The organism is Streptomyces sp. SAI-170 (assembly GCF_049739565.1).
In the GTDB taxonomy this organism is placed as follows: Bacteria; Actinomycetota; Actinomycetes; order Streptomycetales; family Streptomycetaceae; genus Streptomyces.
In genome coordinates this window covers 5,625,352-5,648,859 of the sequence record NZ_JBMGQD010000001.1, presented here as the reverse complement: position 1 = coordinate 5,648,859, position 23,508 = coordinate 5,625,352, and the positions used below count along the sequence as shown (strand labels likewise).

Below are 23,508 nucleotides of genomic sequence, written 5' to 3'. Positions count from 1 at the left end.
ACGCGGTCAGCCTCGCGCCACCCGCATCCCCTCCCCCGCACCGGTCACCGCCACCGCCCCACCGGCATCCGTCCGCAGCACCACCGCACCCCCGGCCCGCAACGCGGCGACCGTGCCAGGAGCCGGATGACCGTACGGGTTGTCCACCCCGGCAGAGATGAGCGCCAGCCGTGGCGCCACCCTCCGTATGAGGTCCGGATCCTGGTACGCCGAACCATGATGAGCGACCTTCAGCACATCCACCCCCTCGAACAGAGCAGCCGCAGGCGACCTCAACAACGCCCGCTGCGCAGGCGGTTCGAGATCCCCGAGCAACAGCATCCGCAGCCCCGCCGACCGCACGAACAACGTCACACTCGCATCGTTCGGCCCCTCGGGCTCCAACAGCGGCACCGACGCAGCCACGCCACCGCCCCGACTCGGCGGCGCCCCCGGCGGTGGCGACCCCGGCGGTGGCGGCCCCGGCGGTGGCGGCCACACCACCTGCCACGCCAGATCACCGGTGCGTCGGCGTTCGCCCGCCACGGCCCGGGTGACCGGGATGCGCCGCGCGGCCGCCTCTCTGCGCACGAACTCCACCTGTTCCACAGGCTCCTCGAACCCGGTCGTCTGGATCTCCCCCACCGACCGGCCCCGCAACACACCCGGCAGCCCGGCCACATGGTCGGCGTGGAAGTGCGTGAGCACCACCAGAGGCACCTTGGTGACGCCGAGCGCCCGCAGACAGCGGTCGACCGGTTCCGGATCGGGCCCCGCATCGACCACGACACCGCTGCCCGCACCCGCCGCCAGCACCAGCGCGTCGCCCTGCCCGACGTCGCACATCGCCAGCCGCCAGCCCGGCGGCGGCCACCCCCCCCTTGATCACTCTCGCGAACGGCGGCGGCTGCACGACCACCAGCAACAGCAGCACCCCACACACCGCACACAGCCAAGGCCGGCCGAGCAACCGCCTCCCCACGACCAGCACCACCACCGTGACGAGCGCGAGCAGCGCCGCCCCCGCCCAGCCTTCCGGCCAGTCCATTCCCCCGCCGGGCAGCGCCGCCCCGGCACGCGCCACATCCGCGATCCACCCCACCGGCCAACCCGCCACCCACGCCAGCACCTTGGCCACCGGCATCGCCACCGGCGCCACCGCCAGCACGGCGAAGCCCAGCACTGTGGCCGGTGCCACCGCGAATTCCGCGAACAGATTGCACGGCACCGCCACCAGACTGACCCGCGCCGACAGCACCACGACGACCGGCGCACACAGAGCCTGTGCCGCCCCGGCCGCCGCCAGTCCCTCGGCCACCCGCGGCGGAACCCCGCGCCTCTGCAAGGCGGTGCTCCAGCGCGGCGCCACCGTCAGCAGGGCGCCCGTGGCCAGCACCGACAGCAGGAACCCGTAACTGCGCGCCAGCCAAGGGTCGTACAGCACCAGCAGCAGCACAGCCGTCGCCAACGCCGGGATCAGCGATCTGCGGCGTCCGGTGACCAGCGCCAGCAGCGCGACCGACCCGCAGGCGGCGGCCCGCAGCACACTCGGGTCCGGCCGGCACACCACCACGAACCCCAGCGTCAGCACCCCGCCCAGCACCGCCGTCGTGCGCAGCGAGATCCCCAGGCGCGGCGCGAGCCCACGGCGCTCGACCCGCTGCGCCAGACCCGGCGGGCCGAGCAGCAGGGCCAGCACGATCGTGAGGTTGCTCCCCGACACCGCCAGCAGATGCGCCAGGTCGGTCTCCTTGAACGCCTCGTCCAGCTCCGGCGTGATCCGCGAGGTGTCCCCGACGACCAGCCCGGGCAGCAACGCCCGCGCATCCGCCGGAAGCCCCTCGGTCGCCTCGCGCAAGCCCTCCCGCAGCCGACCCGCGAGACGCTGCGCCCCCGACGGCTGACCCGTCACCTCCGGCGCCCCCGACCCGCGCACCCGCAGCACACCCGCGATCCGATCACCGCCCACGACCGCCGGTGCCAGCCGCCCGGTCACCCGAAGCCGCGTCGAAGGCAGCACGTCGAGCCACGGCGACGACACCGCACTCGCCGCCGAGGGCGGCCCGCCCTCACGCTTGTGCGCGTCGACCATCAACAGCACGGGCGTCCGCGTCACCGACTCCGCCCCGTCCGGCGCCACGACCCGGCGCACCTCCGCCTGGATCAGCACGACACCCGGCGCCATGCGGTTCCCCCTGACCCGGGGTCTGGAGAGCCGTGGATCGGACGTGACCTCGACCTCCGCCGTCACCGTGGCGAACTGTCGCACCAGCCCCGGCACGGGCCCGCGCCGCAGGTCGGCCCCGTGCAGCCCCGCCGAGACAGCGGCCGCGGCGACACAGAGCAGGACAGCCGCCACCGCGCCGAGCGGCCACCCGCGCCGACCGGAACCCCGGCCACCGCGAACCCCCTGCCTCCACTTCCAGAGCAGCACCCCAGCCACGGCCAGGCAGCCGATCGCCACGCCGGTGACCCACCTCGGCGGCGCGCCGAGCGTGACAGCGGCCGTCGCCCAGGCCGCCACCGCCGGTGGGACGAGCCTCAGATCGGCCGGTGCCTCCTGCCGAGGGTGAGCGTCTCCCAGGCGACTGCCGGACGCGCTGTGCACCGCCCGGCGTACACCGGAGGCCAGAGCGTCCGGAGCCCCCGTGCTCATGGCCGCACCAGGTCGCGCAGATCGGCGAAGCGGCGTTCACCGATGCCGTTGACCTCCCGCAACTCGTCGACCGAGCGGAAACCGCCGTGCTGGGTGCGGTAGTCGATGATGTGCTGGGCGAGCACCGGACCCACCCCAGGCAGACCGTCCAACTGCTCGACCGTGGCCGTGCTGAGGAAGACCGGCGCCATGGGCCCGGCGGGCGCCCCGAGACCTGGTGGCACACCGCCGACGGCTCCACCGGTGCCGGTGCCGGTTCCGGTGCCTGCCACGGCTGGGCCGCCGACGATCACCTGCTCCCCGTCCACCAGGAACCGCGCGCGATTGAGTCCGTCGACGTTCGTGCCGGGCCGCACCCCTCCCGCGGCCCGCAACGCGTCCGCGACCCGCGACCCGGCCGGCAGCCGGTGGATACCCGGTTCGCGGACCTTGCCGCTGACGTCCACGACGATCTCGGCCGACGCCGCCCCACCAGGCCCCCCTACCGGCGCGCTGACCGGCGGAGAGCTGGGCGCGGCGGCATCCCCCGCCTGCTGCTCCTCGTACGAACCGGCCGCGCGCACGATCTCGGGCGCCTGCACCGGCTGGGTACGGCCGCTCCAGAAGTGCGTCACCGCGAGGCCCCCGGCCACGACCAGCACCACCGCGAGCGCGGCCACGCTGCGCCGCTCCAGCCCGCACCTGGCCTGCAGCCACACCGGCATCCGCTCCCGCAGAGCGAGACCGACCCGCCCCCGTAAGTCGTGGCTGTCACCACCGCCGACCGGAACGGCTTCGGCCGGCTCCCGTTCACTCACCCCGCCGGGCGCCGACTCGACCTCCTCTCGCCACGTCGGCGGCGAGCCCCGTTCCACCACCCGTGGTGGTCCGGCCCCCGCCTCCCTCCGCGGCACGGGCGGCGACTCCACGAACAGCGCCTCCGCGCGGCGTCGCAGTTCATCGGCAGTCCGGTGGTGACCATGCCGGGCCCGGACGGGCCGACGGCGGTGACGGTGTCGGATGCGGCCGTCGGAGGACGGGGCCCGGCCGGGCCCACTCGTCGCGGACGGCGTACGTGGATGTGATCGAAGTGCCATGCCACGAGGATCACGCAGATCGAGGCCCCACGACGCTCCCGCTCAAGTTCCGTGGATCGCCGCACAGTTGTGGATAACTCCGTCACCCGAACGAGTGGGTCCACTCCCTCACCGAACGGCAACGGCAACGGCAACGACCGACGGTCGTGTCCCCGCTGTCTCTCAACGCGCCGAGACCACGACCCCGAGCAGCCCAGGACCCGTGTGCGCCCCGATCACCGCTCCGACCTCACTGACATGCAGATCCGCCAGCCCTGGCACCCGCTCACGCAGACGGTCCGCCAGCGCACCGGCCCGGTCGGGAGCGGCCAGATGGTGGACCGCGATATCGACCTGTGCGCCTCCTGCCCGGTCGACGACCAGCTCCTCCAGGCGGGCGATGGCCCTGGACGCCGTACGGACCTTCTCCAGCGGGCCGATCCGGCCGTCCTCGAGCTGGAGCAGCGGCTTCACGGCGAGCGCGGAGCCGAAGAGCGCCTGCGCGGCACCGATCCGGCCGCCGCGGCGCAGGAAGTCGAGGGTGTCGACGTAGAAGTAGGCGCAGGTGCCGGCGGCTCGTTTCTCCGCGGCGGTGACGGCGTCGTCCACCGTGCCGCCCGACTCGGCGGTCTCGGCCGCGGTGACCGCGCAGAAGCCGAGCGCCATCGCGACCATGCCGGTGTCGACCACCCGCACCGGAACGGGCGCCTCGCGGGCCGCGAGGACCGCCGCGTCGTAGGTGCCGGACAGTTCCGCGGACAGATGCAGCGAGACGATGCCAGTGGCGCCGGACTCGGCGACCTTGCGGTAGTGCTGCGCGAAGAGCTCGGGGCTGGGGCGCGAGGTGGTGACGGGGCGTCGTTTCTGCAGTGCCTGGGCCAGCGACCGGGTGGAGATCTCGGTGCCCTCTTCGAGTGCCTGGTCGCCGAGCACCACGGTCAGCGGTACCGCGGTGATGCCGTGGCGCTCCATCGTCCGCTGCGGCAGGTAGGCCGTGGAATCCGTGACGATCGCGACATGGCGGGACATGAGCTGGAGGTTACCTGGCGTAGCGCCCGCGCGGCAGCCCGGCCCCGCTCACCTGGGAGTTCAGCAGCGCCTCAGGTGGTGCTTTCAGGTCGGGGCTTCTTCTGCCACGGGTAGGCGGGACGCTGCCCGGGCGGGGTGATGGCCTGCCGTGCCGGTTCCTCGGCCGGTCGTCGCTGCGCGGGTCCCGGCGAGGTCTGTCCGGCCGACGCGGTGTCGGCGCTCGGCGCCTCGGGCCACGACGGCGGCGGTGTGGCGGAGTCGGTGGTCGTCCAGTGCCGCAGGGCACCCGCCTCCAGGTCGATCTGTGTGCTCAGGGAGTCCAGGTCGTCGTCGGCGAACCGGCGGGCCCGGTCACGGGCGGCCCAGCGCAGGGAGTCCGCCGAGCGTGTGATGCGCTCGGTGCGTTCGCGCAGTGCGGGCAGCCGCTCGACGAGCGCGGCCCGGTCCGGCTCCGACTCCAGGCGCCGCAGCTCGGCGTCCAGCTCGTGGCCGTGGGCGCTGAGGCGCTGGAAGAGGCCGAGGGACTCCTTCAGCGACTCGTCCTCGGCCACGCCCGCGTGCAGCGCGTCCTGCGTGGCACGCATCGAGGTGCGCAGGGACAGCCGTAGTTGGGCGATCTCGCCCGCCGGGCCCGGCTGGGCGAAGGACTTGGCCCGCAGGGTGTGGTCCTCGACGGTGCGGCGGGCCTGGGTGAGGGTGCGGTCCACGCCGCGCTTGGCGGCACCCACCGCCTTCACCGTGGCGTAGGCGGCCCCTGCGAGGAGCAACGCGAAGAGCAGGACGACCACTGCGACCACTGCTTCCACGACGCTCCTCCTCCGCACTGCCGCGGCACGCTCCGCGCCGCACTTAAACCGTAAACGCAACAGGCAGGCCCGGAGTTCCAGAAGAACCCCGAACCTGCCCGTAGGGGACTACCCCGAGTCGCCGACCGGCACCCGTGCCGACCTCGGTGACCGAGAGCCAAAGGCCGGGCCAGGTCAGGCCGGCGCCGGAAACGCCGACCCCGACACCAGCCCTATCCCCAGCCACAGCCCCAGCCCAGTAAGACCGACGCCTACGCCGTAACGATGTTCACCAGCTTCGGCGCCCGCACGATCACCTTGCGGATCCCCGCACCACCCAGCGCGGCGACGACCTTCTCGTCGGCCAGGGCCACCTTCTCCAGCTCCTCCTCGGAGATGGCCGGCGGCACCTCCAGGCGGGCCTTGACCTTGCCCTTGACCTGGATGACACAGGTGACGGTCTCGTCGACGACGTACGCCGGGTCGGCCACCGGGTAGTCCTGGTGCACGACCGAGTCCCCGTGGCCCAGCTTGCGCCACAGTTCCTCGGCGATGTGCGGGGCCAGCGGCGCGATCAGCAGCACCAGCGACTCGGCCACGGACCGCGGCACGACTCCGCCGGTCTTGGTCAGGTGGTTGTTCAGCTCGGTGATCTTGGCGATGGCGGTGTTGAAGCGCATGCCCTCCAGGTCGCCGCGCACGCCGTCGATCGCCTTGTGCAGGGCACGCAGCGTGTCCTCGTCGGGCTCGGCGTCGACGACGGTGGCCTCGCCGGTCGTCTCGTCGACGATGTTGCGCCACAGCCGCTGCAGCAGACGGAACTGGCCGACCACCGCACGCGTGTCCCAGGGGCGGGAGACGTCCAGCGGGCCCATCGCCATCTCGTACAGGCGCAGCGTGTCCGCGCCGTACTCGGCGCAGATCGCCTCCGGAGTGACGGCGTTCTTCAGGGACTTGCCCATCTTGCCCAGCAGGCGGGAGACCTTCTCGCCCTGGTAGTAGAACGCGCCGTCGCGCTCCTCCACCTCGGCGGCCGGCACGGCGATGCCCCGGCTGTCGCGGTAGACGTAGGCCTGGATCATGCCCTGGTTGAACAGCTTGTGGAACGGCTCGGCCGAGGAGACGTGACCCAGGTCGAACAGGACCTTCGACCAGAAGCGCGCGTACAGCAGGTGCAGGACGGCGTGCTCGGCGCCACCGACGTACAGGTCGACGCCGCCGTGCGGCTGGCCCTCGCGCGGGCCCATCCAGTACTGCTCGATCGCCGGGTCGACCAGCTTCTGGTCGTTGTGCGGGTCCAGGTAACGGAACTCGTACCAGCAGGAACCGGCCCAGTTGGGCATGGTGTTGGTCTCGCGCCGGTACTTCTTCGGTCCGTCGCCCAGGTCCAGGGTGACGTTGACCCAGTCCTCGTTGCGCGACAGCGGCGTCTCGGGCTTGGTGTCGGCGTCGTCCGGGTCGAAGGTGCGCGGGGAGTAGTCCTCGACCTCGGGCAGCTCCAGCGGCAGCATCGACTCCGGCAGCGCGTGGGCGACGCCGTCCTCGTCGTAGACGATCGGGAAGGGCTCGCCCCAGTAGCGCTGGCGGCTGAAAAGCCAGTCGCGCAGGCGGAAGTTGACGGTGCCTTCGCCGATGCCCTTGCGCTCCAGCCACTCCGTGACGCGGGCCTTGGCGTCGGCGACGCCCAGGCCGTCCAGGGAGACCTCGTCGTTGGAGGAGTTGATGATCTTCGCGTCGTACGAGGCGAAGGCGTCCTCCCACGTCGACGTGTCCGTGCCCCGGCCGTCGGTGGGCTCGACGATGCAGTGGATCGGCAGCTCGAAGGCGCGCGCGAACTCGAAGTCGCGCTGGTCGCCGGCCGGTACGGCCATGATCGCGCCGGTGCCGTAGCCCATCAGGACGTAGTCGGCGATGAAGACCGGGACCTGCTCGCCGTTGACCGGGTTGGTGGCGTAGGCGCCGATGAAGACGCCGGTCTTGTCCTTGGCCTCGGCCTGGCGCTCCACGTCGGACTTGGAGGCGGCCTGCGCGCGGTACGCGGCGACGGCCTCGGCCGGGGTGGCGTGGCCGCCGGTCCACACCTGGTGGGTGCCCTCGGGCCAGGCCTCCGGGGTGAACTTCTCGACCAGCGGGTGCTCGGGCGCCAGCACCATGTAGGTCGCGCCGAACAGGGTGTCGGGGCGGGTGGTGAAGACGGTGATGCGCTCGCCGTCGATCGGGAAGTCGACGCGGGCGCCCTCGGAGCGGCCGATCCAGTTGCGCTGCTGCAGCTTGATGGCCTCGGGCCAGTCCAGCTCTTCCAGGTCGTCCAGCAGCCTGTCCGCGTAGGCGGTGATGCGCATGTTCCACTGGCGCAGCTTGGCCTTGAACACGGGGTAGTTGCCGCGCTCGGAGCGGCCGTCGGCGGTGACTTCCTCGTTGGCCAGTACGGTGCCCAGGCCGGGGCACCAGTTGACCGGCGAGTCGGAGGCGTAGGCCAGGCGGAACTCGCCCAGGACGTCGGCGCGCTCGGCCTCGGTCAGCTCGCTCCACGCGCGCGTGTGGCCGGGTACGGCGCGCTCACCGGACTCGAACCGGGCGATCAGCTCGGAGATCGGGCGGGCCTTCTTGGCCTCGTCGTCGTACCAGGAGTTGAAGATCTGCAGGAAGATCCACTGGGTCCACTTGTAGTAGTCCGGGTCGATCGTGGCGAACGACCGGCGCTTGTCGTGGCCCAGGCCCAGCCGGCGCAGCTGGGACTTCATGTTGTTGATGGCCGCCTCGGTGGTGATCCGAGGGTGCTCGCCGGTCTGGACGGCGTGCTGCTCGGCGGGCAGGCCGAAGGCGTCGAAGCCCAGGGTGTGCAGGACGTTGTGGCCGGTCATCCGCTGGAAGCGGGCGGTGACGTCGGTGGCGATGTAGCCCAGGGGGTGGCCCACGTGCAGGCCCGCACCGGAGGGGTACGGGAACATGTCCATGATGAACTTCTTGGGCTTGGCGGCCAGCTCGGGGTCACCCGCCAGGTCACCGCTCGGGTTGGGCGCCTCGTAGGTGCCGTCGGCGTCCCAGAAGTCCTGCCAGCGTGCCTCGATCTCAGCGGCCACGGCGGCCGTGTAGCGGTGCGGCGCGGCATCCGCCGACATGCCAGTGGCGGCAGCGGGGTTCGTCTCGCTCATGATCCTCAAAGCTCCATCGATCGTCTCTGCCAGCGGCGTGTCACTCGGGAAACGAAAAATCCCCTCGCACAGGAGGGGACGCCGCGCCGATTCCGGCCACTCCGTTCACCCGTGGCCGGGACTGATCAGCGCGGCTCGCTAAGCAGAAGGCGTACGGCACGCATGGCGTCAGGGTACCGCAGCGGTCGAGCGGCCCGCGACGGCCTTCCACGGCAGGCGCTGAACAAGAGTCAATGGTTACTTCGCGTAACAGCCACTAAAGGGCATCACAACAAGCCCATTGTCATTTGATAACAACGCAATAACTCAAACCTCGTACCCACCGGTATGGCGCGACCTAGAGTGCGGCAGCGGGACCGCTTTCCCGAACCGCTCGGAGTTGCCCCCATGAACCCTCGACGTAAGTCCCCCTCGCTCCCCCAACCCGGCCGCTCGGCCTATGGGGCGGTGACGGCTGCCGCTCTGATCCTCATACCCCTGGTCGTGCTGGTCGGAGGTGACGCCTTCCGGGACTTCCTCAATTTCGGCGCCGGCGTCCTGTGCCTGGTGTCGCTGAGCTGCTCGGTCATCTGGGGGCTGGTCGCCCAGGACCGGATCTTCCTGAACACACGCCAGCGGATCATCGGCCAGGCGGTGCACCGGACCACCGCGGTCGCCTCGATCGCGTTCCTGTTGCTGCACATCACCACCAAGATCGCCCTCGACCATGTGGAACTGGTCGCCGCGGTGATCCCCTTCGCGCTCGGCGTCACCGGCAGCGCGGGGCTGATCGGCCTGGGCAGCCTGGCCGGACTGCTGATGATCTTCGTGGGCATCACCGGCGCCCTGCGTGGCGCCTTCGCCTCCCCCGCCCCGGTCGCCGCCCGCTGGCGCGCCATGCACATGCTCGCGTACCCGGCCTGGTGCGCCGCCCTGCTCCACGGTCTGTACGCCGGCCGCGAGGCGAAGCCGGTCTTCGTCGTCCTCTACGGCCTGTCCCTGGTGGCCGTGATCGCCGCCCTGGCGCTGCGTTCCGCCCCTCGCCCGGTCAAGCGCAAGGTCGCCGACCGGATCACCGCGCTGCTCGGCACACAGGACGGGCCGGGCCGCGAGGAGCCGGCGGGCGACCGCGACCGGACGGAGGTCTCCGCGCTGCCCGGATACGGCAGGGAGGCCGGAGCGGGCCACCGCGCGGGTCGCCGGGCCGGTCGCCGGGCGGGCTTCGACCAGCGGACGGCTTCCCGGGCCTACGAGGCTCCCGCCGAGCGCGCGGGCGGCTTCGCGGCCGCCTACCGCGCGGTGTCGCGGCGCCCCCGCGCGGGACAGCCGTTCACGGCCGACGAGACCGCGCGGATGGACCTGCCCGATTTCCAGAGCACCCAGTCCCTGCCGCTCACGGACAGCGGCTCGTCGGCCTCCGGCGCCTGGCCGATCCCGTCGCCGCCGCCGGTCGGCGAGGCCCCGCCGTCGGCATACGACCCGCTCGCGGACACGGGATACACCGTCCCCGCTTATGGCAATTCGGGCACCGAAACCTACGGTTCGAGTGACGTGTACGACACCGCTGAGTCGAACACCCTCTATGGCACGTACAACCCGAGTGACACGTACAACAGCGGTCCCGCCACTGAACCATTCCCCGGTGCCTCCTACGACTACGACTACGACTACGAGGCACCGGGTTCGGGCGAACCTTGGAACACGCCTTCCGGAGGCTTTAAGTGAACGAGGCCCTGCCCGACGTCCCGGAAGTCCGCGTCGTCGGACTTCCGCAGCTCACGTCTGGCTTCGACCTTGTCGAACGGCTCGACCTGCCCATGCATCTGAAGGTGCACGGGCCGCTCGAGCCGATGGCCGGCGAGCAGCTCGCCCAGCTCGCCGAACGCATCAACCTCAGGGGCCGCGGAGGTGCGGGCTTCCCCTTCCACAAGAAACTGCGGTCGGTCGCCGAGTCGGCGATCCGCCGCGGCGTACGGCCGGTCGTCGTGATCAACGGCAGTGAGGACGAACCGGCCTGCCGCAAGGACACGGTGCTGATCAACCGTGCCCCGCATCTGATCCTCGACGGCGCGCTGCTGTGTGCCGAGGCGCTCGGCGCCCGCACGCTCGTCGTCGGGGTGACGCGGGAGTCCACCCAGCGCTCGATGGAGGCCGCGCTCGCCGAGCGCGGCCTGAGCAACGGGCGAAGATCGGCGCTACGCGCGCGTGTGCAGCGCAATCCGGTGCGCATGGTCACCGGTGCCGCGGCCTCGCTGATCCGTTCCATCGACGGCGGCCCGGCGATCCCGCCGGGCCGCAAGATCAGCGCCTCGCAGAGCGGGGTCGGCGGAGCGCCGACCCTGCTGTCGAACGCGGAGACGTTCGCCCAGCTGGCCATCGCCGCCCGGATCGGCCCGGAGCGGTACGGCAACACGGGCCTGTACGACGAACCGGGCACCGTCATGCTGACGGTCTCCGGCGCGGTCGCCCGGCCGATGGTCATCGAGGTCCCCACGGGCGTGCCGCTGCGCTACGTCCTGCAGCTGGCAGGCGCCCCGCCGATGCCGCAGGGCGTGCTGACCGGCGGCTACCACGGCAAGTGGATCGACGCAGCGACCGTGAACGAGGCGATCGTCTCCCGCAACTCCCTGGACGCGGTGGGCGGTTCGCTGGGTGCCGGCGCGATCCTGCCGATCGGTCAGGAGACCTGCCCGCTGGGCGAGTCGCTGCGGGTGGCGCAGTGGCTGGCGGAGGAGAGCGCCGGCCAGTGCGGCCCCTGCTACCTCGGACTGCCCGCGGCCGCGCGCGGGATGGAGGACATCCTCAACGGTGGCGGCCCGGCCGCGCTGGAGGCGCTGAAGCAGGTCGCAAGGAACGTGAAGCGGCGCGGGGCGTGCTCGCACCCGGACGGCTCGGCGATGTTCCTGGAGTCGACCATCAAGGCGTTCACCGACGACCTCGCGGCGCACGTCCTCGGGAACGGCTGCGGAAGGCCCGTACAGGGCGTTCTGCCACTCTTCGAGGGCGGCAGGGCCCCCACGGGCATCCCCGGCGGCGGCGAGGCCCAGGAGAACGGCCCCAGCCGTCAGAAGATCTACGTCGACTGGACGCTGTGCCGGGGCCACGGCCTGTGCGCGGACATCCTGCCGGAGGTCTTCGAGCTGGGCGCGGACGGCTTCCCGACGGTCGCCCAGGCCTCGGTGCCCCGCTACGCCGAGGCGAAGGCGCTGCGCGCGGTACGGCGCTGTCCGGCGCTGGCGCTGCGCCTCGAGGAGGACACGCGCGTGCAGCCGGCCCGCAACACGCTGCCGGTGCTGTCGCAGGGCCGCGGCCGGCGGGCGCTCGGGCGCTGAGCACCGTAGGGAAACGAAAGATCCCGCCGGACCGATCGGTCCGGCGGGATCTTGTCTGTGGAGCTAAGGAGAATTGAACTCCTGACCTCCTGCATGCCATGCAGGCGCTCTACCAACTGAGCTATAGCCCCTTGCGGTGTGTCATCCGCTTCGTTTTCCCTTTCGGGCCCCCTCGCGGCGACACAGAGAACATTACACGGTCCCCCCGGTGGAACACCAAATCGTTTCCGCTCTGCACCGCTAGGTCGGGGAATGTCCGATCCGACGCAAGCGGCCCGACGCGGAACCGGCAGGTCCCGGCGTCAGGCCGTGACGAACGAGTAGAACCGCTTGAGGGTGCAGTGCTCCTCCAGGAGCCGCCCGTAGATCGGCTCGCCCTCCAGCTCGCGGTAGGTCTCGATCGGGTCGCCTTTTATGATCAGCGCCCGCGCGCATTCCTCGCACCAGTACTGGTAGTCGGGATTCACCGGTTCCATGTCGCGGACGATCGGCGTACCGCTGCCGCACCAGTCGCACTTCCGCCTGTGTGCACCCATCGATCAGCTCCAGCTGTGGCCGCAGGCCGTGCACACGTAGGAGATCCCGCCGTTGTCGCCGAGCACTTGGGCGACATGCGCGGAACCGCAGGAAGGGCAGCTGAGCCGGGTGGCCGTGTTCCGTATCAACGCCGCTTCGCCGAGGAGGTGGCCGACCTCCTCGAGGATGCTCGCAGGCATCGCTACTCCCTCCCGTCGGGCCGCGCCCCCTTCCGGCCGTTTGATTCTGCCACGGCCGGACCAATACGGTCAGCGACGCCGTGGTACCAGTCCGGCCACAGCACCCACCACCGCCGTCCCGGCCAGCGCACACATGCACACCCACAGCGCCTGCGCAGAGGTATACGCCCCCGGGGCGCCGAGTGACTCAAGCCGGTTGAGGAACAGTGTGCCGAAGGCCGCGACCCCGACGAGCTGCCCCAGCTGGGTCACCGTCGCCAGCAGTCCGCTGGCGTCCGCGGCGTCATCCGGCCGCACCGTGGCCAGCGCCCGGGTCAGAGTCGGACTGTAGGCGAGGGCGAGCCCCACGCCCACGGCGCCGTACGCCACGAACACCGCCACTCCCCCGTCGCCGCCGCCCTTGAGCGCCCAGCCGGCCCCGGCCAGCGACAGCGCGGTGAGCACGAATCCCGCCGGGATGAGCACCCGCCGCCAGGAGGCGGGCCACTTGCTCCAGGTCAGCCCGACCACGCCGAACACGGCGGCGGTCGGCGCGAAGGTCAGCCCGGCCCGCAGCGCGCTCTGACCGAGGCCGCCCTGCAGATGCAGCGTGAGGGTGAACAGGAACCCGGCGTTGACGGCCATCACCGCCAGAATCCGTACGACGGCCAGGGCCATGCCCTGATGACGCAGCACCCGGGGCGCGATCAGCGGGGCGCCACCACGCCGGGCGAGCCGTGCCTCGTAGCCGCAGAACAGCGCGAACACCACCACCGCGGCACCGAGCGACAGCCAGGACCACCACGGCCAGTCCAGCTCCTGACCGAGCACCAGCGGCACCGTGAACAGCGACACCGCCGCTCCGAGCAGCAGCAGTCCGGGCACGTCGAACGGGCGCGCCCGCTCCGCGGCCGGTGCCCCGCCACGTGGCAGGACGCGTCGGCCGATGACCATCAGGGCGATGCCCACCGGCACGTTCACCAGGAACACCGGCCGCCAGCCGGTGCCGAACAGGTCGGCGCTGACCAGGACGCCACCGACGATCTGGCCGGACGCCGCGCCGACCGCGAGGACGGCCGAGTAGGCGCCGAGCGCCCGCACCCGGGCCTCGCCGGTGAAGGTGCGCTGGATCAGGCTGAGCACCTGCGGGATCATCAGCGCCGACCCGGCGCCCTGCACGAGCCGGAACACGATCAGCTGACCGACCCCCTGCGCCAGGCCGCAGGCGAGCGAGGCGGCCGTGAACAGCGCGAGTCCCGCCAGGTGGACCCGGCCGTGGCCCAGCCGGTCACCGAGCCGGGCGCCGGTGATGAGCAGCACGGAGTACGCGATGGTGTAGCCGGCGATCACCAGCTGAAGTTCGGCGCCCGAGGCGTCCAGGTCGGAACCCACCGTCGGGGCCGCGACGTTCACGATGAAGACGTCGAGCAGGGCCATGAACATGGCCGCGAGCACCACCGCGAGCAGCGGCCGGGGCCCGTTGTCAGTGCCAGGCGCTTTACTGGCCACAGGACTTGAGACGGGCGCCACAGGCGGGCCCGTACGAGGAGTCGTCGTCATGCCTGGAGCCTGACGGCCCTCCGGTACGGGTGCCGAGAGCCCGCCGATGCTGGTACTGGCAGCACCTGGCAACGCGGGGGGCCGCCGCGGACGATGAACGCGTGACGACTGGGGGGACGTGACGAGATGGGAACCGCACAGCGCCGCCGGCCCGAGCTGGCCGCCTTTCTGCGCAGCAGGCGCGCCCGGGTGACTCCGGCCGACGTGGGAATGCCGCCGGGCCTGCGGCGCCGCACACCGGGGCTGCGCCGCGAGGAGGTCGCCCAGCTCTCGGGTGTCGGGGTGACCTGGTACACGTGGCTGGAGCAGGGACGCCCGATCAACGCCTCCGCGCAGGTCCTCGACGCCGTGGCGCGCACACTGCGGCTGGACGCGCCGGAGCGGGAGCATCTGTACCACCTCGCCGAAGTGCCGTACGTACCCGCGCCGGGGACTGTGGCGCGGGCCGTGGGCCCGGAGATCCAGGGCATCCTCGACGCCCTCGATCCGCGCCCCGCGGTGGTCTACAACACGCGCTACGACGTCCTGGCCACCAACACCGCCTATCTCGACCTGTTCTTCGCGGACAGCGAGCTCCCCGAGGCGCCGAACGCGCTGTGGACGCTGTTCCAGGAGCCGGAGGAGACCTGCCCGGTGCTGTTCCGCGAGGAGGAGCTGCCGGTCATGGTGGCCACCCTGCGGGCGGCGTACGGGACCCATATCGGGGAGCCGGCCTGGGAGGAGTTCATACGCCGGCTGTCGGCGGCCAGTCCGCTCTTCGCGCGGCTGTGGGAGTCCGGCGACGTGCAGCTGCCCGGGCGCCGGGTGAAGACGTTCCGGCACGCGCTGGTGGGCCAGTTGCGGATGACGTCGCAGTCGCTGTCGATCGACGGGGTGCCGGAGTGCCGGATCGTCGTCTACACGCCGGAGGACGAGGAGACGGTGCGCGGCATGGCGGTGCTGCGGGAGCACTGCCGGCGACAGGCCATCGCGGGGACCGCCGTGGGGCAATGAAAAATCCCGCCCCCTGACCGGGGACGGGATCCTCGTCACTGCTCTTTGACAACTCGACAGAGTGTCGTTCTGTGGAGCTAAGGAGAATTGAACTCCTGACCTCCTGCATGCCATGCAGGCGCTCTACCAACTGAGCTATAGCCCCTTGTGTTCTTCCCGCTCGGCGGGGCGAACAAGAAGAACTTTAGCCTGCGACCTGCCGGAAAGTGAAATCCGGGTCCCGGCGGGGTCGCGGGCGTGGTGCGCGGGCTCAGTCGTCGTCGCCGAGGACCGGCTCGGGCAGGGTGCCGGCGTTGTGCTCGAGCAGGCGCCAGCCGCGGGCGCCCTCGCCGAGGACGGACCAGCAGCAGTTGGAGAGCCCGCCCAGGCTCTCCCAGTTGCGGGCCTCCAGGCCGAGCAGACGGCCGAGGGTGGTCCGGATGGTGCCGCCGTGGCTGACGACGACGAGGGTGCCGTCCTCGGGCAGCTTCTCGGCGTGCCGCAGCACGACGGGAGCGGCACGGTCGGCGACCTCGGTCTCCAGTTCGCCGCCGCCGCGGCGCACCGGCTCGCCGCGCTTCCAAGCGGCGTACTCCTCGCCGTGGCGGGCGATGATCTCGTCGTGCGTCAGGCCCTGCCAGACACCCGCGTACGTCTCGCGCAGGGCCTCGTCGCGTGAGACGTCCAGGCCGGTGAGCGCGGAGAGCTCGGCGGCCGTGTCCGCGGCCCGCTGGAGGTCGGAGGAGACGATCGCGTCGGGGCGCAGGGAGGCGAGCAGCCGGGCGGCGCGGCGGGCCTGGGCCACGCCGGTCTCGGTGAGCTCGACGTCCGTGGTGCCCTGGAAGCGGCGTTCCACGTTCCAGGATGTCTGGCCGTGCCGCCAGAGGATGATGCGGCGGCCGCGACCGGGCGTCCGGTCGGACCCGGCACCCGGTGTGGTCATCGCCACTCACCACCCGCTTCGGCCGCGTCCTCGGCGGCCTGCAGCTTGGCGTGCTCCTCGGCCTTGCCGCGGGTGGCCTTCGCGTCCTCGGGCAGTTCGATCTCGGGGCAGTCCTTCCACAGCCGCTCCAGGGCGTAGAAGATGCGCTCCTCGCTGTGCTGCACGTGGACGACGATGTCGACGTAGTCGAGCAGGATCCAGCGGGACTCGCGGTCGCCCTCGCGGCGGACCGGCTTGGCGCCGAGCTCCTTCAGGAGCCGTTCCTCGATCTCGTCGACGATCGACTTGACCTGGCGGTCGTTGGGTGCGGACGCCAGCAGGAAGGCGTCCGTGATCGACAGCACGTCGCTGACGTCATAGGCGATGACGTCGTGGGCGAGCTTGTCGGCTGCCGCCTGCGCGGCGGTGGTGATGAGCTCGAGAGAGCGGTCAGTGGCGGTCACTACATGGCTTTCCGTCGGCGGTCACTAGACCTCAAGGGTCTCACGGACCGCCGACGGCACCCCACGCCAATAAATCGGGGCAGCCCCCGGCCGAGCGGCGCCTACGACGACGCCGGGCTGTAGTCCTCGCCGAGGATCACCGTCACATCCGCGTTCGAGGAGACCTCGCCCTTGCTGACGGAGCCGGCGGGCAGGCCGAGCGTCTTGGCGACCTCGGTGGCGTTCTCCTTGTCTGCGGCGTCGGCGTAGACGACCTGGGACTCCGACTCGGTGCCGGAGGCGGAGCCGCCGTCCAGGAAGGTGAAGCCGCCGTTCAGCAGGACGACTCGGGCCTTCTCGGTGCGGTCCTTCGCGCCGCTGGCGTTCTGCACGGACACCCGGACAGCGGCGTCCTTGGCGGGGCTCTTCGCGGTGCCGCCCAGGATGTCCTTGACCACACCGGCGCTGGCCTGTGTGTTCAGCGTGCCGTCGTCCTGGACGGGCAGCAGCGCCGTCTTGTAGTCGCCGCCCTTGGCCAGGTCGGCGAGCTTGGCCAGGAAGGTGCCGAGGTCCTTGTCGGTCAGCGACGGGTCGAGGATCTGCGCCAGGGTCTGCACGGTGACGGTCGCGGCCTGCGGGTCGGACGACAGCTTGCGCAGCACGCCCTGCATGACCTGCCCGAACCGCTGGAGCTGCGCGTTGTCGTCCTCACCGGAGGCGCGATAGGTGGCGTAGGCGACGGCCATCTTTCCGCTGAGCGTCTGCTTCTCGCCCTTGTGGACGAGCGGCGCCGCGCTCTTGGACTTGGCGGCCGGGTCGGGCACATCGGTGTCGGTGTCGATGTCGATGTTGCCGACCAGGTCGACGAGGTTCTGCAGGAAGGGCGTGTCCAGGCGCCAGGTGCCCTGGATCTGGGTGCCCAGGACGGTGTCCAGGGCCTCGCGCGTGCCGGAGGAGCCGTCGTCGTCGACGGACTTGGACAGCGTGGTCGCGGTGCCGTCGTCCGAGGTCAGGGCGAGGGAGTTGGGCAGCAGCACGGTGGTGCCCTGCTTGGTGGTGGCGTTCTCGACGAGCAGCGCCGTGGAGGTGCCGCCCTTCTTGGTGTCGTGCAGATGCAGGACGATCACATCGCGCTGCTGGGCGGCCACGGAGGTGTCGCCGGCTCTGTCGGTGTCCGTCGAGGACAGGCCGGGCAGCTTCCCGGCGTACCAGAGGTAGCCGACGCCGCCGACCGCGACCAGCGCGAGCACGACGACGAGGGCGATGACCCGGCTGCGGGCGCGGCGCTTGGCCTCCTCCCGGCGCTCGGTGCGGTTCTCGGTGAACTTCAGCCAGTCGATGACGTCCTCGGAGTCACCGTCGGGCTCCTCGACGAAGGCGAACTGTTCCGTGCGGTAGTCGCGGTCGTCTTCGCGGTCGCCCTGAGATTCCTGGTCGTGGCCGTCGGACCCGGTCCAGGTGCCGCCGTTCCCCTGACCGCCTGGGTGTCCGGGAGCCTGGGGTTCCTGGGCGGGTGTGGCCTGCTGCGGGATGTAGGCGGTCTGCTCCGCGACGCGGGGCTGCCTGTCGTCGGGCGCGGCCTGGCCGTACGGGTCGTAGGCCGTACCGGGCGCCGTGCGCGCGCTCGTGCCGTAGGGGTCGTACGGGTCGTAGGAGGGGACCGGCTGCTGAGTGCCGGTGTCGTAGGCGTCGTACGCAGGGACCGGCGGCTGGTTACCGGTGTCGTAGGGGTCGTACGAGGGGACCGGCTGCTGCGTGCCCGTCGCGTACGGGTCGTAGCCGTAGCCCTGCTGAGCGTAAGGGTCGTAGGCCTGCCCGGGGGCCTGCTGCGGCTGGGCGACCTGCTGGTACACAGGTCGGCCGTACTCGTCGTAGCCGACGAGCTCGTACTGGTCGCCCCCGTGGCCAGCGTCGTATCGGTCGTTCACCGGTGCCCCTCTCGGCTCACTCGCCGCGGTACAGCTCTCGTTTGGCGATGTAGCGCACGACTCCGTCCGGCACCAGATACCAGACGGGGTCGCCCTTGGCGACTCTCGCACGGCAGTCCGTGGAGGAGATGGCGAGGGCGGGAACCTCGACGAAGGAGACGCCGCCCTCCGGCAGGCCGGGGTCCGCCAGGTGGTGGCCGGGCCGGGTGACACCGATGAAGTGCGCGAGGGAGAAGAGCTCCTCCGTGTCGCGCCAGGTGAGGATCTGGTCCAGGGCGTCGGCGCCGGTGATGAAGAACAGGTCCGTGTCCGGGTTGAGCGCGCGCAGGTCGCGCAGGGTGTCCACGGTGTAGGTGGGGCCGCCGCGGTCGATGTCGATGCGGCTGACGGAGAACTGCGGGTTCTCGGCGGTCGCGATGACCGTCATCAGATAGCGGTCCTCGGCGGCGGAGACGTTGCGGTGGGACTTCTGCCAGGGCTGGCCGGTGGGGACGAACACCACCTCGTCCAGGTGGAACTGGGCCGCGACCTCGCTGGCCGCCACGAGGTGACCGTGGTGGATCGGATCGAACGTTCCGCCCATGACGCCGAGCCGGCGCTTGCTGCTGCGGGCCGGGCCCTGCCCGGGGCCACCTATGCGTGCCTTTGCCGGGCGGTGCCGGGTGTCCGGGGCGTCGGCCGCTTCATGCGCCGGACCGGTAGGCATGTCCTGCTCTCCCATGCGTGCAGACCCTACCGGCCCGGGCTGTGGGCGTCGGCCGACGGTTCCCCGCTGCCCGCGCTGCGGGCTCTTACCCGGGTTCAGCGGTCGCGGTTGAAGCGGGTGGTGACCCAGAGCAGCAGCAACAGGATGATGAACGCGCCGCCTCCGGTGACCAGGGGGTTGAGGCTGTCGTGGTTGCCACCGTGCTCCTCGCCCTCGGCGGCGAGGGTGACCAGCTGGGCAGCAGCGCTGTGGAAGCTCATCTTCGGCAGGACCTATCCGGTGTGGGCGGGATAAAGATGTCGGCCCATCGTAAGCGGGCGGCTCCATGCGGCTCACGCCGACTCCGCCGTTGGGGACGTCCGGGCGAACCCCTAGGTGAAAGGTCGGGGTCGTCCCGAGCGCGGGAAGGAACTCGGCGGTGCCGTCAGTCGTCTTTATTTTTGTAGCCGCGCAGCAGCAGCCACGCGGTCAACACGCCACCCACGACCATCACGATCAGTACGACCCGGAGCAGATTTCCCGCTCCCTGCTGCTCGGCGGCACCTGCGGCCTGGGCCAGCCAGGCGGCTGCGGGACTGTGCTCCATGGTGCTGGACTCCGTTCGCTGTGCTGCCCGTCCACGGTAACCCGGCCTAGGCTGGGCCCTTCCGCGGGGCACGGAGGGCACAGCACAGCGCTCCAGAGCACGGCACTCATACGTACATGGGGGAAGACATGTCCGACGACGGCCACCAGCACACCGGGCACGAGCACGTGCCCAGCCGGCAGCGCAGGCGCTTTCCGGAGATCTCCTCGCGTGCCTACGAGCATCCCGCGGACCGCTCCGCGCTGGTGGCGCTGCGCAAGCTGAGCGGTTTCGACACCGTCTTCAAGGCACTGAGCGGGCTGCTGCCCGAGCGAAGCCTGAGGCTGCTGTTCCTGTCCGACTCCGTGCGTGTCTCGGACCGGCAGTTCTCACATCTCAACGACATGCTGCGGGACGCCTGTTACATCCTGGACCTGGAGAAGGTCCCGCCGATGTACGTCAACCAGGACCCGCAGCCCAACGCGATGTGCATCGGCCTGGACGAGCCGATCATCGTGGTCACCACGGGGCTCGTCGAGCTGCTCGACGAGGAGGAGATGCGGGCGGTGATCGGCCATGAGGTCGGCCACGCGCTGTCAGGGCACTCCGTGTACCGGACGGTCCTGCTGTTCCTGACGAACCTCGCGCTGCGGGTGGCGTGGATCCCGCTGGGCAATGTGGCGGTCATGGCGATCGTGACGGCGCTGCGGGAGTGGTTCCGCAAGTCGGAGCTGTCCGCCGACCGGGCCGGACTGCTGGTGGGCCAGGACCTCCGGGCGTCGATGCGCGGCCTGATGAAGCTGGCGGGCGGCAACCATCTGCACGAGATGAACGTGGACGCGTTCCTGGAGCAGGCCGAGGAGTACGAGGCGGGCGGTGACCTGCGCGACTCGGTGCTGAAGATCCTCAATGTGCTGCCGCGTTCCCACCCGTTCGCCACCGTGCGCGCGGCCGAGCTGAAGAAGTGGGCGGCCAGTCGGGACTACCAGCGGATCATGGACGGCCACTACCCGCGGCGCAGCGAGGACAAGGACACCTCGGTCTCGGACTCCTTCCGCGAGTCGGCGGCGCACTACGCCGGGCATGTCAGAAGCTCCAAGGACCCGCTGATGAAGCTGGTCACCGACATAGCCGGCGGGGCCGGGGACCTCGGCAGCCGGGTGCGGCGCGGCTTCGGCGGCTTCGGCGCGAGCCCGGGTTCCGCCGGAGCCGGAGCGAACGGCTCCGCGGACACCCCGCCGACCGACACCCCGCCGAAGGACCAGCCCCCACGGGACGAGCCTCCGCGCGACGAGAACTGACCCGAGCGCTCTTCCCCAGGGCCCTCTGCCGGGGGACCTCTCGGCCTGAGCCGCCTTCCCCGGGGCCGGCCCTCTTCCCGGGGACCTCTCCCCCTGATCCGTCTGCCCCGGGCCTTCCGCACCCGGGGACCTCTCCCCTGGGCTGTCTGACCCGGGCGCCTTCCCGCCCGGGGCCCTCCCGGGGACCCTCGCCGGGGGCTCTCTGCCCCGGGGACCTCTCCTCTGAGCCGTATGCAACCAGCCCCTCAGCGCCAGCGCCCTCCCCCGGGCCGGTCTCCCCAGCCCTTCCGCCCCAGCCCACCTACCCACGAGCCTCCTGCCCCGAGACCCAAGCCCCTGGACCGTCGGCAACCGGGCCTTCCGCGCCGGGGCCCTCTCCCCAGCCCTCCCTTCCCCAGAACCCTCCACCCCGGGGCCCCTCTCCCCCAGCCCTCCCTTCCCCAGGGCCTTCTACCCCCGGGCCCCTCCCCCCAGCCCCGCCCTCACACCCGCGGCTGGGCCTCGTCCGCCAGCGTCCCGCACAGCGCGGGGGTGACGCCGCCGGCGAAGGGGTTGGTGCCCGCGGGGCCGCCCTGCTCGGCGGTCTGGCCGGCCAGGAGGGGGCGCAGATGGTTGGTGGAGTCCTCGGTGCAGGACAGCGGTCCGGCCTGGACGGAGGAGAGGGCCAGGTGGGCCTGGTGCAGCCGCAGGTCGTCGCGGTCGAAGCGGAAGCGCAGCTCACGGCGGACGGTGAACAGCGACGCCTTGGCACCGGGCCCGGCATCGGCGGGCCGCAGGGCGTACACGAAGGTGTGGTCCGCGGTGACCTCCAGCGTGGAGGCGTCGGCCTCGACGGCGTGGAGCGTGCCGCGGACCCGGATCCCGCGGTCGGCGAGCTCGGTGTCGGAGGGGTCGAAGCGGATCAGCCAGCCGGTGGGCGCGTGCAGGCCATCGGCGGCGGGGCGGGCGAAACTCTCGTCGAACTGGGCGAGTTGGTCGGGAGCGAGAAGCACACGCACCGGACGGACCTGCCGGCCGGTGACCACCTCGGGATACAGGGAGGAGCGGACGATGTAGTCCTTGGCGGTGGTCAGGGCGCTGACGACCTGGCTGTCGGAGAAGTTCGCCGTGCGCCGGGAGGCGGGCAGCGGGATGCCCTCCGCGCCGACGCGGTACGGGGCGGCGGGGCTGTGCGCGAACAGCTCCGCGGGGACGGTGGCGCCGGGGACCTTGCCGTGCGGGGCGAGCGGCACGACGGTCATCCGCAGCGGTTCGGTGGGCTGGGAGGTGGCGCGGGAGGTCTGGTACGGGTGCCGTACGCCCATGTAGATCGCGGTGCCGAAGGCCAGGGCGATCAGCAGGACGAGAAAGAGCGCCTGGCGGGGCAGGCCGCGGCGCAGCGGCGGGCGGCTGCGGACGGCGGGCGCATGGTCGGCCATGCGCTCCTGGGCGGAGAACTCCTGGAGGCGGGCAGCACGGACGAACGACTCGTCGAACACGACGGATCGGTACTCGTCGTCCGCACCGCCGGGGGCGCCGTCGGGTGTCCCCTCCGGTGGCTCTCCTGGCCCTCCCATACCTTCAGGGTAGGTCTCCGGAAGGCCCGGTAAACGCCCTGGTACACGACAAGTTCTGACAGGTTCTCACCAGGTCCGGCAGGGCTCGGACGGGACTGGTGAGGGGCTCGCGCGGGGGCTCCTGGACAGAGACAGCGGGACCCGGACGGGACCCTGCGCGGGGGTCCGGATCAGGGTGGGGGCGGGACCGTCGAGACGACCGGCCGGGGCGGTTCGGCTGAGGCGGGCGGGGAGGCCGTGCCGCCCTGTTCCAGCCGGGAAGCCGCGCCACCCTGCTCCAGCTCGGTGGTGGCGGGCGGCGGGGCCGGGTCCTGGCGGCCCGAGGAGGCGCCTCGGTAGACGGCCGCGAAGGCCAGGACGACCATGCCGACACCCATCACGAGCGCGAGCACCCAGGCGACGGGCCGGTGCCAGCGGCCGTACCGGCCGTACCGGCCGTAGGGTCCGGCGAAGCCGTAGCGGCCCTCCAGGATGTCCGGGTCGTCCAGATCGTCGAGGTCCGGATCATGGCCGAATCCGGTGCGGTGGGGCCTGCCGTCGGGGCCGTGGCCGTCGCCGTAGTGGTCGCTGCCGCCGTGGGCGCGGCGGGCGGCCTCGGCCTCGGAGGCCTCGGCTCTGGCCTGCGCGGCGGCCAGGAGGCGTTCGACGGCGGTCGGCTCATGTACTTCGGCCGCCCGTACGAAGGCCTCGTCGAAGACCACGGAGGCGAACTCTTCGTCCGACACCCCGCGGTCGTGGTCGTCGTCGGGCTCCCAGCCGTCGGGAAACGGCGTACCCCCCACGTCCTCCGGCACGGGTCCAGAGTAGACCTGGGGGGTCATTTTGGGCAGACGGTACGGAAATTCTCCGCAGCCCGGACCAGCCTGGACCAGCCCGGTTCAACAGCCCGG

19 protein-coding genes, 2 tRNA genes and 1 pseudogene are annotated in these 23,508 nt (G+C 71.6%); 4 read left to right on the top strand and 18 right to left on the bottom strand.

Annotated elements, in window-relative coordinates; genetic code table 11:
- Positions 1 to 6: 6 nt before the first annotated feature.
- The 5 genes and pseudogenes from RKD23_RS25295 to leuS all read right to left on the bottom strand — a co-directional run bounded on the left by RKD23_RS25295 (position 7) and on the right by leuS (position 8,659).
- Positions 7 to 2,635, bottom strand: a pseudogene (locus RKD23_RS25295) (ComEC/Rec2 family competence protein).
- Positions 2,632 to 3,711 (bottom strand): helix-hairpin-helix domain-containing protein, encoded by a 1,080-nt coding sequence (locus RKD23_RS25290; RefSeq protein ID WP_424855746.1) that lies wholly within the window; start codon positions 3,709 to 3,711, stop codon positions 2,632 to 2,634. Before RKD23_RS25290 ends, RKD23_RS25295 begins: the two are co-directional and overlap by 4 nt.
- A 162-nt stretch (positions 3,712 to 3,873) precedes the next feature.
- Complete coding sequence (locus RKD23_RS25285; protein ID WP_404035420.1) at positions 3,874 to 4,719, bottom strand: DegV family protein; 846 nt, start codon at positions 4,717 to 4,719, stop codon at positions 3,874 to 3,876.
- Between the two features lie 71 nt (positions 4,720 to 4,790).
- Positions 4,791 to 5,525 (bottom strand): hypothetical protein, encoded by a 735-nt coding sequence (locus RKD23_RS25280; protein ID WP_424855745.1) that lies wholly within the window; start codon positions 5,523 to 5,525, stop codon positions 4,791 to 4,793.
- 251 nt (positions 5,526 to 5,776) lie between these two features.
- Positions 5,777 to 8,659, bottom strand: a complete 2,883-nt coding sequence (gene leuS, locus RKD23_RS25275) for a leucine--tRNA ligase (RefSeq protein WP_424855744.1) — start codon at positions 8,657 to 8,659, stop codon at positions 5,777 to 5,779.
- A 387-nt stretch (positions 8,660 to 9,046) separates the two neighbouring features.
- Here leuS and RKD23_RS25270 point away from each other — a divergent pair, with 387 nt between their 5' ends.
- On the top strand, positions 9,047 to 10,363 hold the full coding sequence (locus RKD23_RS25270) for a cytochrome b/b6 domain-containing protein (protein WP_424855743.1): 1,317 nt from the start codon (positions 9,047 to 9,049) through the stop codon (positions 10,361 to 10,363).
- Positions 10,360 to 11,970: an NADH-ubiquinone oxidoreductase-F iron-sulfur binding region domain-containing protein gene (locus RKD23_RS25265; RefSeq protein WP_404035431.1), complete on the top strand. Its 1,611-nt coding sequence runs from the start codon at positions 10,360 to 10,362 to the stop codon at positions 11,968 to 11,970. Before RKD23_RS25270 ends, RKD23_RS25265 begins: the two co-directional genes overlap by 4 nt.
- Positions 11,971 to 12,028: 58 nt before the next feature.
- On the opposite strand, the gene RKD23_RS25260 is transcribed toward RKD23_RS25265, so the two are convergent.
- The 4 genes from RKD23_RS25260 to RKD23_RS25245 all read right to left on the bottom strand — a co-directional run bounded on the left by RKD23_RS25260 (position 12,029) and on the right by RKD23_RS25245 (position 14,225).
- Positions 12,029 to 12,101: transfer RNA gene (locus RKD23_RS25260), tRNA-Ala, on the bottom strand.
- Between the two features lie 171 nt (positions 12,102 to 12,272).
- A complete protein-coding gene (locus RKD23_RS25255) occupies positions 12,273 to 12,506 on the bottom strand; it encodes a hypothetical protein (RefSeq protein WP_003976229.1) in 234 nt (77 codons plus the stop codon).
- Between the two features lie 3 nt (positions 12,507 to 12,509).
- Positions 12,510 to 12,686 (bottom strand): hypothetical protein, encoded by a 177-nt coding sequence (locus RKD23_RS25250; protein ID WP_424855742.1) that lies wholly within the window; start codon positions 12,684 to 12,686, stop codon positions 12,510 to 12,512.
- Between the two features lie 69 nt (positions 12,687 to 12,755).
- Entirely contained in the window at positions 12,756 to 14,225 is a 1,470-nt protein-coding gene (locus tag RKD23_RS25245; RefSeq protein ID WP_424855741.1) for an MFS transporter, read from the bottom strand.
- A gap of 126 nt (positions 14,226 to 14,351) precedes the next feature.
- Here RKD23_RS25245 and RKD23_RS25240 point away from each other — a divergent pair, with 126 nt between their 5' ends.
- On the top strand, positions 14,352 to 15,218 hold the full coding sequence (locus RKD23_RS25240; protein WP_424855740.1) for a helix-turn-helix transcriptional regulator: 867 nt from the start codon (positions 14,352 to 14,354) through the stop codon (positions 15,216 to 15,218).
- Positions 15,219 to 15,290: 72 nt separating this feature from the next.
- Here the strand turns inward: RKD23_RS25240 and RKD23_RS25235 are convergent.
- The 7 genes from RKD23_RS25235 to RKD23_RS25205 all read right to left on the bottom strand — a co-directional run bounded on the left by RKD23_RS25235 (position 15,291) and on the right by RKD23_RS25205 (position 19,782).
- Positions 15,291 to 15,363 (bottom strand) — tRNA-Ala (locus RKD23_RS25235).
- Positions 15,364 to 15,468: 105 nt separating this feature from the next.
- On the bottom strand, positions 15,469 to 16,140 hold the full coding sequence (locus RKD23_RS25230) for a histidine phosphatase family protein (RefSeq protein WP_424855739.1): 672 nt from the start codon (positions 16,138 to 16,140) through the stop codon (positions 15,469 to 15,471).
- Positions 16,137 to 16,583, bottom strand: a complete 447-nt coding sequence (rsfS, locus tag RKD23_RS25225) for a ribosome silencing factor (RefSeq protein WP_404035445.1) — start codon at positions 16,581 to 16,583, stop codon at positions 16,137 to 16,139. Before rsfS ends, RKD23_RS25230 begins: the two co-directional genes overlap by 4 nt.
- Positions 16,584 to 16,684: 101 nt before the next feature.
- Complete coding sequence (locus RKD23_RS25220) at positions 16,685 to 18,490, bottom strand: LytR C-terminal domain-containing protein (RefSeq protein ID WP_424855738.1); 1,806 nt, start codon at positions 18,488 to 18,490, stop codon at positions 16,685 to 16,687.
- A gap of 16 nt (positions 18,491 to 18,506) precedes the next feature.
- A complete protein-coding gene (gene nadD / locus RKD23_RS25215; RefSeq protein WP_424855737.1) occupies positions 18,507 to 19,211 on the bottom strand; it encodes a nicotinate-nucleotide adenylyltransferase in 705 nt (234 codons plus the stop codon).
- Between the two features lie 80 nt (positions 19,212 to 19,291).
- Positions 19,292 to 19,456, bottom strand: a complete 165-nt coding sequence (locus tag RKD23_RS25210; protein WP_424855736.1) for a hypothetical protein — start codon at positions 19,454 to 19,456, stop codon at positions 19,292 to 19,294.
- A gap of 164 nt (positions 19,457 to 19,620) precedes the next feature.
- The gene (locus tag RKD23_RS25205; RefSeq protein WP_424855735.1) at positions 19,621 to 19,782 is read right to left on the bottom strand and encodes a hypothetical protein; all 162 of its coding nucleotides are present in this window, start codon (positions 19,780 to 19,782) and stop codon (positions 19,621 to 19,623) included.
- A gap of 128 nt (positions 19,783 to 19,910) precedes the next feature.
- On the opposite strand from RKD23_RS25205, the gene RKD23_RS25200 reads away from it, so the two are divergent.
- Positions 19,911 to 21,062 carry a M48 family metallopeptidase gene (locus tag RKD23_RS25200; protein WP_424855734.1) on the top strand — a complete coding sequence of 384 codons (1,152 nt, stop codon included), beginning with the start codon at positions 19,911 to 19,913 and terminating at the stop codon, positions 21,060 to 21,062.
- A 482-nt stretch (positions 21,063 to 21,544) separates the two neighbouring features.
- Here the strand turns inward: RKD23_RS25200 and RKD23_RS25195 are convergent, their stop codons facing one another.
- Together RKD23_RS25195 and RKD23_RS25190 are read right to left on the bottom strand one after the other, a co-directional pair.
- Entirely contained in the window at positions 21,545 to 22,618 is a 1,074-nt protein-coding gene (locus RKD23_RS25195; RefSeq protein WP_424855733.1) for a hypothetical protein, read from the bottom strand.
- Between the two features lie 170 nt (positions 22,619 to 22,788).
- Complete coding sequence (locus RKD23_RS25190; RefSeq protein WP_424855732.1) at positions 22,789 to 23,439, bottom strand: hypothetical protein; 651 nt, start codon at positions 23,437 to 23,439, stop codon at positions 22,789 to 22,791.
- Positions 23,440 to 23,508: the final 69 nt, after the last annotated feature.